This window comes from Rhodovarius lipocyclicus (assembly GCF_009900765.1).
Classification (GTDB): domain Bacteria; phylum Pseudomonadota; class Alphaproteobacteria; order Acetobacterales; family Acetobacteraceae; genus Rhodovarius; species Rhodovarius lipocyclicus.
This window is the reverse complement of sequence record NZ_JAAABL010000074.1, coordinates 1-11352: the sequence shown is the minus strand read 5'-3', so window position 1 is coordinate 11352 and position 11352 is coordinate 1. Positions and strand designations below refer to the sequence as shown.

At 69.1% G+C, this 11352-nt stretch carries 8 protein-coding genes and 2 pseudogenes; 4 read left to right on the top strand and 6 right to left on the bottom strand.

Annotation, left to right across the window (positions count from 1 at the left end; genetic code table 11):
- Window positions 1-201: 201 nt before the first annotated feature.
- The 6 genes and pseudogenes from GT007_RS22660 to mbfA form a co-directional block, all read right to left on the bottom strand.
- Window positions 202-618 (bottom strand): annotated as a pseudogene (locus GT007_RS22660) (NADH dehydrogenase ubiquinone Fe-S protein 4); the annotation flags it as partial.
- An 11-nt stretch (window positions 619-629) separates the two neighbouring features.
- Window positions 630-3449: an ATP-dependent Clp protease ATP-binding subunit gene (locus tag GT007_RS21660; RefSeq protein ID WP_160123755.1), complete on the bottom strand. Its 2820-nt coding sequence runs from the start codon at window positions 3447-3449 to the stop codon at window positions 630-632.
- The gene (ftsH, locus tag GT007_RS21655) at window positions 3449-5314 is read right to left on the bottom strand and encodes an ATP-dependent zinc metalloprotease FtsH (RefSeq protein ID WP_160123754.1); all 1866 of its coding nucleotides are present in this window, start codon (window positions 5312-5314) and stop codon (window positions 3449-3451) included. The genes GT007_RS21660 and ftsH overlap by 1 nt, the downstream gene beginning before the upstream one ends.
- Window positions 5315-5385: 71 nt before the next feature.
- Window positions 5386-5856: a phosphate-starvation-inducible PsiE family protein gene (locus tag GT007_RS21650; RefSeq protein ID WP_236571800.1), complete on the bottom strand. Its 471-nt coding sequence runs from the start codon at window positions 5854-5856 to the stop codon at window positions 5386-5388.
- A gap of 29 nt (window positions 5857-5885) precedes the next feature.
- Window positions 5886-7010 (bottom strand): S1C family serine protease, encoded by a 1125-nt coding sequence (locus GT007_RS21645; protein WP_201452009.1) that lies wholly within the window; start codon window positions 7008-7010, stop codon window positions 5886-5888.
- Window positions 7011-7048: 38 nt separating this feature from the next.
- On the bottom strand, window positions 7049-8035 hold the full coding sequence (gene mbfA / locus GT007_RS21640) for an iron exporter MbfA (RefSeq protein ID WP_160123752.1): 987 nt from the start codon (window positions 8033-8035) through the stop codon (window positions 7049-7051).
- 215 nt (window positions 8036-8250) lie between these two features.
- Between mbfA and GT007_RS21635 the strand changes: the two genes are divergently transcribed.
- The 4 genes and pseudogenes from GT007_RS21635 to GT007_RS21620 all read left to right on the top strand — a co-directional run.
- Window positions 8251-9003, top strand: coding sequence for a rhomboid family intramembrane serine protease (locus tag GT007_RS21635; RefSeq protein WP_160123751.1), 753 nt, complete (start codon window positions 8251-8253; stop codon window positions 9001-9003).
- A complete protein-coding gene (locus tag GT007_RS21630; RefSeq protein WP_201452008.1) occupies window positions 9000-9824 on the top strand; it encodes an SDH family Clp fold serine proteinase in 825 nt (274 codons plus the stop codon). Before GT007_RS21635 ends, GT007_RS21630 begins: the two co-directional genes overlap by 4 nt.
- Before the next feature lie 66 nt (window positions 9825-9890).
- Entirely contained in the window at window positions 9891-10316 is a 426-nt protein-coding gene (gene trxC / locus GT007_RS21625) for a thioredoxin TrxC (protein ID WP_160123749.1), read from the top strand.
- Window positions 10317-10362: 46 nt separating this feature from the next.
- A pseudogene (locus tag GT007_RS21620) lies at window positions 10363-11253 on the top strand (cation:proton antiporter); the annotation flags it as partial.
- Window positions 11254-11352: the final 99 nt, after the last annotated feature.

The window sequence follows — 11352 nt, the reverse complement described above, 5'->3', positions numbered from 1 at the left end:
TACCCGCTACGATCGCTGCCCTACGGCCTTCTTCTCCGCCATCGCCCTCGCTGCCACCGTCATCTTCTGGCTGTGATCAACGAGTCCTGACCCTAGACTGGCCTCCTCTACCGGATCCTGTCTCGGCTCATCCTCGGCATGGGCAGCAAGGAGCCAAGGCCGAACGCGGCTGATCGCGTCGCTCATGTCGCTCCGCAGCTGCTCCGCGTAGCTTCTGTAGCGCACGCGACGCGGGGGTGGCTCCGCGACCTCGTAGCGCCATCCGTGCCGCTCGGCGAAGGCTTCCGCGCTCTGCCTGTCCGGGAACTCAAGTCGCACGAGCGCGAGCGGATCCGTGCTGCCAATCCATCCGGTGAGCGGGTCGATCGGCGGCGGCGACGATGGCACGATCTCCAGGACCCAGCGCTGCCGTCCTGGCGCGGATTGCGTGACGGAACGACCCGGCTGATGGATGCGCACGAGAGGGAGCCGCCATCGGCCGGCCGATGAAGCGCCGCCCGGCAGGAGCGGCACCGATTCTTCCCGGCCGGTCCCGCTCCCCGCTCCGGTAGCCGGCCCCACTACCTCGCCCCAAGTCGGAAGAGAGGCCGGAAGGACTGAAGGTGGGCGTGAGGCCATGGCGGCAGCGTCTAGTCCGCCGCTTCGGGCGCGCCCTCCACCGCGGGCTTGGGCGGCGCCGTTCCGGGCCGCGGCTCGAGGACCACCTGCTCCGCGGCCGCATCCCAGCGCAGCGTCACGGTGTCGCCCTTGGCGACCTCGCCGCCCAGCATGGCGCGCGCAAGGCGGGTTTCGACCAGGCTGCGGATCTGCCGCTTGAGCTCGCGCGCGCCGTATTCGGGCCGGTAGCCCTCGGCGGCCAGCATCGCCGTGAGGCTTTCGTCGAACTCCAGCGTCACACCCTGGGTCGCCGCGGTGCGCTTCACCCGGTCGAGCTGCAGCAGCACGATCTGCCGGATCTCCTCCTTCGAGAGCGCATGGAAGACGATGATCTCGTCGATGCGATTGAGGAACTCGGGGCGGAAATGGCCGCGCAGCACCTCCATCAGCTCGGCCTTCAGCTTCTCGGGCTGCTCGGCCACCGTGCCGCGCAGGTGCAACCGCTTCTGGATGCGATCCGAGCCCAGGTTCGAGGTGGCGATGATGATCGTGTTGGTGAAATCCACCACCCGCCCCTTGCCGTCCGTGAGGCGCCCATCGTCGAAGACCTGCAGCAGCACGTTGTAGACATCCGGGTGCGCCTTCTCGATCTCGTCGAGCAGGATGACGGAGTAGGGCTTGCGCCGCACCTTCTCGGTGAGCTGGCCGCCCTCGTCATAGCCGACATAGCCCGGCGGCGCGCCCACCAGGCGAGCGACCGCATGGCGCTCCATGTACTCCGACATGTCGATGCGCAGCAGTGCGCCCTCGTCGCCATAGACCACCTCGGCCAGCGCCTTCGCGAGCTCGGTCTTTCCCACCCCCGTGGGCCCGAGGAAAAGGAAGGTCGCGACCGGCTTCGAGCCCTCGCGCAGCCCGGCACGCGCCAGCCGCACCGCGTCCGAGACCGCCTTGATCGCCTGCTCCTGGCCGATCACCCGCTCGTGCAGGCGCTCCTCCATCTTCAGCAGCTTCTCTCGTTCGGCCTCCGTCAGCTCGCTGACCGGGATGCCGGTGAGCTTGGAGACGATCTGCGCGACATGGCTCGCCTGCACCTCGGCCGAGCCGGTGGCGCGCTCCTTCTCCCAGGCCTCCGTCAGCTCCTTGAGGCGCGCCTCCTTCGCCGCGATCTGCTTGCCGAGGTCGGCGGCCTTCTCGAACTGCTTGCGCGAGGCGGCATAGTCCTGCTCGCGCTTGATCTGGTGCAGTTCCGCCTCGATCTCCTGCACCTCGACCGGCCGCGCGGTGGCCGAGAGCTTCACCCGCGCCGCCGCCTGGTCGATCAGGTCGATCGCCTTGTCGGGCAGGAAGCGGCCCTGGATGAAGCGGTCCGAGAGTTCGGCGGCGGCCAGGATCGCCTCGTCGGTGATCGTCACCTTGTGGTGCGCCTCGAAGGTGTCGCGCAGGCCGCGCAGGATCATGATCGCCTGCGCCACCGTCGGCTCGGCCACCATCACCGGCTGGAAGCGCCGCTCCAGCGCCGCGTCCTTCTCGATGTGCTTCTGGTATTCGTTGAGCGTGGTGGCGCCGATCAGGTTCAGCTCGCCGCGCGCGAGCATCGGCTTGAACACGTTGGCGATGTCGAGCCCGCCCTCGCCGCCGCCCTGTCCGGCGCCGACGATGGTGTGGATCTCGTCGATGAACAGGATCATCTCGCCCTGGTGCTCGGTCACCTCCTTGAGGATCTTCTGCACCCGCTCCTCGAACTCGCCGCGGTATTTCGAGCCGGCGACCATCGAGTTGATGTTCAGCTCCACCAGCCGCTTGCCGCGCAGCGCCTCGGGCACCTCGCCATCCACGATCCGCTGCGCGAGGCCTTCCACGATCGCGGTCTTGCCCACGCCGGGCTCGCCGATCAGCACGGGGTTGTTCTTCTTGCGGCGGGCGAGGATCTCGATCGTCGTCTCGATCTCCTGCGCGCGGCCGATCACGGGGTCGAGCTTGCCGTCGCGCGCCATCTTCGTCAGGTCGCGCGAATACTTGTCGAGCTCGGGCGTGTTGGTGGGCGCTTCGGCGCGGCCCTCCTCCGCGCCCTCCTTGCCGACCACGCGCGCCACCTGCTGGCGCAGCGCCTGCGGCGTGAGGCCGAGCTTTCGCAGGATGTTGGCCGCCAGCCCCTCGCCCTCCTCGGCGAGGCCGATCAGTAGATGCTCCGGCCCGACATAGGAATGGCCCATGTCGGTCGAGGCGGTGAAGGCGCGGCTGAGCGCGTCCTTGACGCGGGGCGCGACGCCCATCTCGCCCTCATGCGGCTTTTCGCCGCGCTTGGCCTCCTGCTCGATCTGCGTGCGCAGCTGGTCGGCCGAGATCTTGAACTGGCCGAGGACCGTCTTGACGACTTCCGAGCCGAGCAGCGCCAGCAGCAGGTGTTCCGTGTCCACCTCCGGCCTGCCCCGTTCGGCCGCATGGCGGGCTGCCTCCTGCAACAGCCGTTCGGCCTGGTCGCTGATGCGCGCGGCAAGGCCGCCGCCCGGCCGGCGTGCCGAACCGCGCCGCTGGCTGCGACGCGGCGAATCCGAGGCGGCGGCGTCGCCAAAGGTGGCATCCACCACCTGCTCATCCTCCTCTGCGGCGGGCAGGTCGTGCCCGAGGCCACCGATCAGGCTGCCGAAGGGGCGGTCGCCGAAGAACTCCTCGAACAGGCTGCCATGGCTGCCGAACAGGGCCTCAAGAGGCGAGGCGGTCCGCCCCTGGCGGCGGAGCGTGTCGCGGTAGTGCTCGTCGCAGAGCTCAAGATCCTGCCGCCGCCCGTTCACCGAAGCGCGGACGCGCACCGTCGCCGCCCGCCCACAGACATCGCATTTGCCGTTCATCAGCGTTGCTCCTCCGCATGATCCACCGTGGTGGTGGATCTGGTGATGCCCTGTTGCCCGGCCGCCGCCGCTTGCCGCAGCGCCGGGAAGTCGTCCGGGGTGATGGTCTCGCGCGCCAGCAGCAGCCGCGTGCCGGCATCAAGATCGGCGCGGCGTTCGGCGAGCAGCGCCCTGGCCCGCGCATAGGCCTCGTCGATCAGCCCGCGCACCGCGACATCCACCTCGCGCGCCGTGGCCTCGGAATAGTTGCGCGACGTGAAGCCCGGCACGCCATCGCCGAGGAAGCTCTGCCGCTCGGCCTCCAGCACCGCCTGGCCGAGCGAGGGATGCATCCCGAAGCGGGTGACGATCTGCCGCGCGATGTCGGTCACGCGCGCGAGGTCGTCCGCCGCGCCGGTCGAGATCTCGCCGAGCACGAGGTCCTCGGCCGCGCGGCCGGCCAGCAGCACGACCATGCGGTTCTCGAGGTCGCGCCGGGTGATGAGGAAGCGGTCCTCGGTCGGCCGCGTCATGGTGTAGCCCAGCGCGCCGATCGAGCGCGGGATGATCGAGACCTTGTGCACGGGATCAGCCCCGGGCAGGGAGGCGGCGGCGAGCGCATGGCCCATCTCGTGCCAGGCCACCGCCTCGCGCTCCTTCTGATTCAGCACGCGCCCCTTGCGTTCGAGGCCGGCGACGATGCGCTCGATCGCGGCGGTGACATCGGCCATGCTCACTGCCTCGGCGCCGCGGCGGGTCGCCTGGATCGCCGCCTCGTTCACCAGGTTGGCGAGTTCCGCGCCCGAGAAGCCCGGCGTCAGCGCGGCGATCTGCTCGACATCCAGCCCCTCGTGCTTCACCTTCTTCAGATGCACGCGCAGGATGGCGGCGCGGCCGGACTTGTCGGGCCGGTCCACCACCACCTGGCGGTCGAAGCGGCCGGCGCGCAGCAGCGCGGGGTCGAGGATCTCGGGCCGGTTGGTGGCGGCGAGCAGCACGATCCCCTCGCGCGGGTCGAAGCCGTCGAGTTCGGTCAGCAGCTGGTTGAGCGTCTGTTCCTTCTCGTCGTGGCCGCCGCCGAAGGCCCCCACGCCGCGCTTCTTGCCGAGCGCATCCAGCTCGTCGATGAAGATGATGCAGGGGGCGGCCTTGCGGGCCTGCTCGAAGAGGTCGCGCACGCGCGCCGCGCCCACGCCCACGAACATCTCGACGAATTCGGAGCCGGAGATGGAGAAGAAGGGCACCCCCGCCTCGCCGGCCACGGCGCGCGCGACCAGGGTCTTGCCGGTCCCCGGCGGGCCGACCAGCAGGATGCCCTTCGGAATGCGCGCGCCGAGCCGGCCGTATTTCTCGGGAGCCTTCAGGAAATCAACGATCTCGCGCAGCTCGGCCTTGGCCTCGTCGATGCCGGCGACGTCGTCGAAGGTGACGCCCGTGTCCTTCTCGACATAGACCTTCGCCTTGGACTTGCCGACCGACATCAACCCGCCGAACCCCTGTCGCTCCGCGACATGGCGGAACAGGAACATCCAGGCCCCAAAGAAGACCAGCGCCGGCAGCACCCAGGACAGCACGGTCGAGAGGAAGGTGTTCTGGATCGTGCCGTCGTAGCGCGCGGTGGACTGTTCAAGCCGGCGCGTCAGGTCCTCCGGCACGATGGTGCTCAGGAAATGCGTCCGGCCCTCGATCGGCTCACGGTAGCGGCCGAAGATGCTGTCCGGGCGGACCTGGACCTCGGCGATGCGGTCCTGCTGCAGCAGTTCCAGGAAACGCGAATAGGGGATGCGCTCGGTCACCGACGCGCCCTGCCACCAACCCTGGAAAAGCAGGAGCAGCAGGAAGGCCCCGATCCAGTACCAGATATTGAATTGTTGCTGTCTGTTCACTTACGGCTCCGGCTGCTGGCGCGGAGTAAAGCGCGAAAGGCCCTCCGGCCGGAAGGCAGGGAAGCGGGTGATCAGGGCGGCCTCGTGTCGGCGCTTTCGAGGGCCGCGGCCTCCGCCTCGCGCCGGTCCTGGTCGCGCACGAGCCAATAGACGATGCCGAGCGCCAGTATCGCCGCGCCGAGCGCGAGCAGCTTCATCGCCTCGGTCTGGCTGAGGTCGAGGATGATGAACTTCCGCACCACCGCGAGCATGGCGATCATCACCACCGCGCGCACCTGGACGATGCCGAATCGCCGCTCGACGATGACCAGCAGGGACCGCTTGAACTCCAGCGCGATGACGACGGTGAAGATCGCGCCGAACACGGTCTGGAACACCGCCGGATCCGTGGGGTCGAAGATGTCCACCAGAAGCAGCGAGGTGGCGACCAGCTTGAGCAGGTTCCACAGCGCGGCCAGGACGATCAGCGCGATCAGGATCGTCAGCACAAAGACGACGACCTGCTCGAACTTCTCGTAGAAGGTCAGGGACCGCCAGAGCACGGAGTTGCCACGTGGTGATTTCGCTTCGCTCATCGGCCCGCATCCAATGTGACAGTGATCGTGAGGCGCGTGCCGTCGCGCAGGATCGTCAGCGTAATCGTATCGCCCGGCGCTTGCCGGTCGAGCGCGGCGAGCAGTTCCGCCACGCGGCGCAACGGGCGGCCCTCCACTTCCAGGATGATGTCCCCGGTCTGAAAGCCGCTGTCGCGCCCAAGGCGGGCCGGGCGGATCCCCGCGCGCTCCGCGGCCGAGCCGGGCTCGACCTCGAGCACGAAGACGCCCTCGATGCCGAGGCGCGCCGAGAGCGCGGCGTTGAGCTGCTCCTCGACGCGGATGCCGAGCGAGGGGCGGATGTAGCGCCCCTGGGCGATCAGGCGCGGGACCACGCGGTTGACCGTATCCACCGGCACCGCGAAGCCGATCCCGGCCGAGGCGCCGGAGGGGCTGTAGATGGCGGTGTTCACGCCGATCAGCCGGCCGGCGGAATCGAGCAGCGGGCCGCCGGAATTGCCGGGATTGATCGCGGCGTCGGTCTGGATCAGCCGCTCGATCACCACCCCCGTCTCGCTCGGCAGTTCGCGGTTGAGCGCCGAGACGATGCCGTTGGTCAGCGTCCAGTCCAGGCCGAAGGGATTGCCGATGGCGAAGACCTTCTGGCCGACGCGCAGGTCGTGGCTGGTGCCGATCGGCAGCGGCTCCGGCCGCCCGGTGCCGACGCCGATGCGCAGCACCGCGAGGTCGTGCGCCGGGCTCGTGCCCACCAGCACGGCGTTGTAGGCGCGGCCGTCGGCCAGCCGCACCGTGGCGGCCGAGGCGCCGGCGATCACATGGTCGTTCGTCACCACATGGCCGAGACGGTCCCAGACGAAGCCCGAACCCGTCCCCCGGGGCACCTGCAGCGCGTTGCGGGTCCAGGGGTTCACGACGCGCTCGGTGGTGGCGATGAAGACGACGGAATCGCGCGCCTGCTCGAACAGCGCGATGGTCGCCTGCTCGTCGGCGGCGAGATCCCCGCGCGGCGTCACCGCCCGCGGCTCCGCGCGGCTGGCCAGGAACTCCGCCTGGATCAGCGGAATGCTCTGCCAGGCGGTCATCAGGACCAGTCCGACCAGCAGCAGCAGCAGGGTCCGAAACAGGAAACGCCCTTCGGTCATGGCACGCAGATCTCCTCGGTTGCCGGCATCCTCGCCACTCAGCCACTGCCGATCAGGATGCCTGCGGCGAGCACGAGGCCGCCGCCCAGCACCACCTGGAACACCGCCCGGCCGATCGGCGTCTCCATGTAGCGGTTCTGGACCCACGCGATGGCCCAGAGCTCGACGAAGACGATCGCGATCGCGATCGCTGTCGCCGTCCAGAAATGCGGGATCAGGTAGGGCAGCGCATGGCCAAGGCCGCCCAGCGTCGTCATCACCCCCGAGGCGAGCCCGCGCTTCCAGGGCGCGCCGCGGCCCGAGAGCTTCCCGTCATCATGGACGGCCTCGGTGAAGCCCATGGAGATGCCCGCGCCGACCGAGGCCGAAAGCCCGACCAGGAAGGTCGTCCAGGGGTTCTGCGTGGCGAAGGCGGTGGCGAAGATGGGGGCGAGCGTCGAGACCGAGCCGTCCATCAGCCCCGCCAGCCCCGGCTGCACCCAGGTCAGCACGAACTGCCGACGCGCGGCCAGGCACTCCTCGCTCGCCGCGCCGCTGCGGGCGAGTTCGGCGGCCATCGCCTCGACATCGCTCTCGTGCCGCGCCTCCGCCGCCGCGAGATCGCCGAGCAGCTTGCGTGCCTCGGCGTCCGTCGTGCGCTCGGCGGCGGCGCGGTAGAAGGCCTCGGCCTCGCGCTCCATCGCCAGCGCCTCGGCGCGGATGCGATCGAGGCCGAGATTCTCGATCAGCCAGACCGGGCGGCGGGCGTAGAAATCCGCCACATGCTCGCGCCGGATCGGCAGGATCAGCTCGCCGTGGCGGGAACGGTAGAGCTCGATCAGCCAGCGGCGGTGCTCGTCCTCCTCCTCGGCCATGGCCTCGAAGAGGCGCGCGGTGGCGGGAAAGGTCTCGCGCAGGCACCGCGCATAGAGCCGGTAGATGCGCGCATCCTCCTCCTCCGAGGCGATGGCCAGCGCCAGGATCTCCTCCGCCGAGAGGCTCGCGAAGCGGCGGCGGCCGAAGGCGGGAAGCGGGATCAGGCGCATGGAGGGGACAGTTGGCCGCAGGCTGTTTCACGGCGATCCTAGCACATCGCCCCGGCGTGGGCCAGCGCGAACCGGGCGGCGGGTGCCGCCCCATGACGATCCGGAAGGCCATGACAGCGCGGCCGGTTCCGGTCATGCTACGCCCGGGATGCCGGCCGCGTCGTGCGGGTGGCGGGACGGCGGCGGGGCCGGGTTCGGATTCACGGAAGGACCACATGCTTCCCTGGTACGAGACGGTCGCGACGCGCTACCCGCCCTTCGTGGTCTGGATGCTGATCGCCGCCTGCGTCGGGGCGTTCCTGTACCAGGTCTCGCTGCCCCCTTCCGTCCTGGAACTCTTCCTGCGTCAGTACGCGCTGGTGCCCGCGCGCTTCTTCGCGCAATGGGCGCAGCCGCGCCCGGGCGACTGGCTCGCCTTCCTGACCAACATGTTTCTCCATGGCGGCTGGCTGCACCTGATCATGAACATGTGGACGCTCTGGATTTTCGGCCCCGCGGTCGAGGATCGGCTGGCAGCGCGCCGCTTCCTCTTCTTCTACATCGCCTGCGGTCTCGCTGCCGGCATCGCCCATGGGCTGGCCAACCCGGAGTCCGTCGTGCCCGCGCTCGGTGCCTCGGGGGCGATCGCGGGGGTGATCGGCTGCTACGCCCGGCTGTTCCCCGCGGCGCGGCTCGTCGTGATGATCCCCGTGCTGTTCCTGCCGCTCTTCTTTGAGGTCCGGGCGCTCGCCTTCGCGACGATCTGGTTGCTGCTGCAGATCATCCCCGGCCTTCTGACGCTCGGCCAGGATGTAGGCGGCGGCGGTATCGCCTGGTGGGCGCATATCGGCGGTTTCGCCGAGGGCTGGCTGCTCGCGCCAGCGGCGCGGCGGGCGCGCATCGCCCATCGTCCCTACTTTCGCGACGAGGGACTCTACGGCTTCATGCCGGATGGCCGGCGCAGTGGAGGGCGAGGACCGTGGCGATGATGGATCTTCTCTGGCTCTTCTTCATGCTCTCGGCGCTGCAGCCCGTGCTGCAGCGCCGCTACCTGGAAGCGATGCGCGTGCGCAAGATCGCGCAGATCGAGAAGCAGCGCGGCAGCCGCGTCATCCTCCTGGTGCACCGGCAGGAGACGATGAGCCTGCTCGGCTTTCCGCTGATGCGCTACATCGACGTCAACGACAGTGAGGAGTTGCTGCGCGCCATCCAGCTCACCGACGACGAGGTACCGCTCGACATCGTGCTGCATACCCCGGGTGGCCTGGTGCTGGCGGCGACGCAGATCGCGCGCGCGATCCAGGGGCATAGGGGCAAGGTCACGGTCTTCGTGCCGCACTACGCCATGTCGGGCGGCACGCTGATCGCGCTGGCGGCCGATGAGATCGTGATGTGCCGCCATTCCGTGCTGGGTCCGATCGATCCGCAGCTCGGCGGCATGCCGGCGGCCTCGATCGTGAAGGTGGCCGAGGAGAAGCCGATCGCCGAGGTCGAGGACCAGACGCTGATGCTCGCCGATGTCGGGCGCAAGGCGATCGCCCAGGTCGAGGCGGCCGCCACAAGGCTGCTGGCCGAGAAGATGGAGGAGGCGACGGCAAGGGCCCTGGCCGCGAAGCTCGCCACCGGAACCTGGACGCATGACTACCCGATCTCGGCCGAGGAGGCGCGCGGACTGGGCCTGCCGGTCAGCCTCGACATGCCGGACGAGATTCTGCAGCTCATGACGCTCTATCCGCAGCCGGTCCGGCGCCAGGGCGGGGGCGTGGAGTATCTCCCGCAGCCCCGCCAGAGGGAGCTCCGCGGGCGGTGATGCCGGCAGGCGGCACGCCCCGTTGCCAGCCGCGAACACCTGTCATTCGACAGCGAGGAGAACGACATGCCGACCGTCGCCTGCCCCGATTGCGCCTCCACGAACCGCGTCCGGCAAGAACGGCTCGGGGACAATCCCCGATGCGGACGCTGCGGATCGCCTCTCTTCCAGGGCAAGCCCGTGACCCTGACGGCGGCGAATTTCGACCGCCACCTGGCGGCCGAGACACCGCTTCTGGTGGATTTCTGGGCGGCGTGGTGCGGCCCCTGCAAGGTCATGGCGCCGCAGTTCGAGGCTGCCGCGAAGGCCCTCGAGCCACGGATGCGACTCGGCAAGCTCGACACCGAGGCCGAACAGCAGATCGCGGGCCGCTACGGCATTCGTGGCATACCCACCATGATCCTGTTCAGGGGCGGAGAGGAGATCGCCAGAACCAGCGGCGCGATGTCTGCTGCGCAGATCGTGGAATGGGCGCGCTCTCGGGCAGGATGATGGCCGCTCCTCATCCTGCTTGAGCCAGGCGACACAGGGGAACGGCATGCATGGCGTGACCGGGCTGCTTGAAAGCGCCGCATTGTTGGTCTTCGCCGCATTCGTCCTCGTGACGATCTGCGCCCACGCGGGCGTGCCGAGCATCGTCGGATACATCGGCACAGGCGTGTTGATCGGGCCGGCCGGAAGCGGCGTGCTGGCCCAGAGCGAAGCGCTCACCCCCATCGGCGAGCTTGGTGTCGTTTTTCTGTTGTTTGCGCTCGGGCTCGAATTCTCCTTCGAGAAGCTCGCCTCGCTAAGACGTCACGTGTTCGGGATCGGTGCGGCGCAGGTTGTGGTCACGACCCTGCTCGTCGCGATCCCGGCAGGGTTGATGTACGGACTGGCACCTGTGCCCGCGATCCTCATGGGCGGGGCGGTCGCGATGTCGTCCACGGCCATGTGTCTCAAGGTGCTTGCTTCCGTGAACGCCCTCAACACCGCTCCGGGGCGCCTCGCGATTTCCGTGCTGCTGTTTCAGGACCTGGCGGCGGTTGCGCTTCTGCTGCTGCACGACGCGACGTCCGGCGCGGCCGAGGGACTTGGCGTGGCGACCGTGATCGGGGGCGCGGCGGCGCTTGTGGCGGCCCTGTTCGTCGCACGCGGCCCGCTTCAGACAATCGCCGGATGGACAGCCGCGCGAGGCGATCCCGAACTGGCGCAGCTTCTCGCGCTGGCAATCGCCTTGGGGTCGGCGATCGCGGCCACAGCCGCCGGACTCTCACCGGCGCTCGCGGCCTTTGCCGCCGGAATGATCATCGGCGAAGGCGATGCGCGCCATGTCGTCGAGAAGGAAATCCGTCCCTTCCGCGATCTGTTCGTGGGCATCTTCTTCATCGGCATCGGCACGCAGATGCCGCTCGGCATCTTCTCATCGACCTGGCCGACCGTGCTGGTCTGGCTAGGGTCAGGACTCGTTGATCACAGCCAGAAGATGACGGTGGCAGCGAGGGCGATGGCGGAGAAGAAGGCCGTAGGGCAGCGATCGTAGCGGGTG

Excerpts from the sequence above, each read along its gene's own strand:
- GT007_RS21635 (WP_160123751.1), top strand. The coding sequence starts at position 8,251 with ATGCTTCCCTGGTACGAGACGGTCGCGACGCGCTACCCGCCCTTCGTG.
- trxC (WP_160123749.1), top strand. The coding sequence starts at position 9,891 with ATGCCGACCGTCGCCTGCCCCGATTGCGCCTCCACGAACCGCGTCCGG.
- mbfA (WP_160123752.1), bottom strand. The coding sequence starts at position 8,035 with ATGCGCCTGATCCCGCTTCCCGCCTTCGGCCGCCGCCGCTTCGCGAGC.
- GT007_RS21660 (WP_160123755.1), bottom strand. The coding sequence starts at position 3,449 with ATGAACGGCAAATGCGATGTCTGTGGGCGGGCGGCGACGGTGCGCGTC.
- GT007_RS21630 (WP_201452008.1), top strand. The coding sequence starts at position 9,000 with ATGATGGATCTTCTCTGGCTCTTCTTCATGCTCTCGGCGCTGCAGCCC.
- GT007_RS21645 (WP_201452009.1), bottom strand. The coding sequence starts at position 7,010 with ATGACCGAAGGGCGTTTCCTGTTTCGGACCCTGCTGCTGCTGCTGGTC.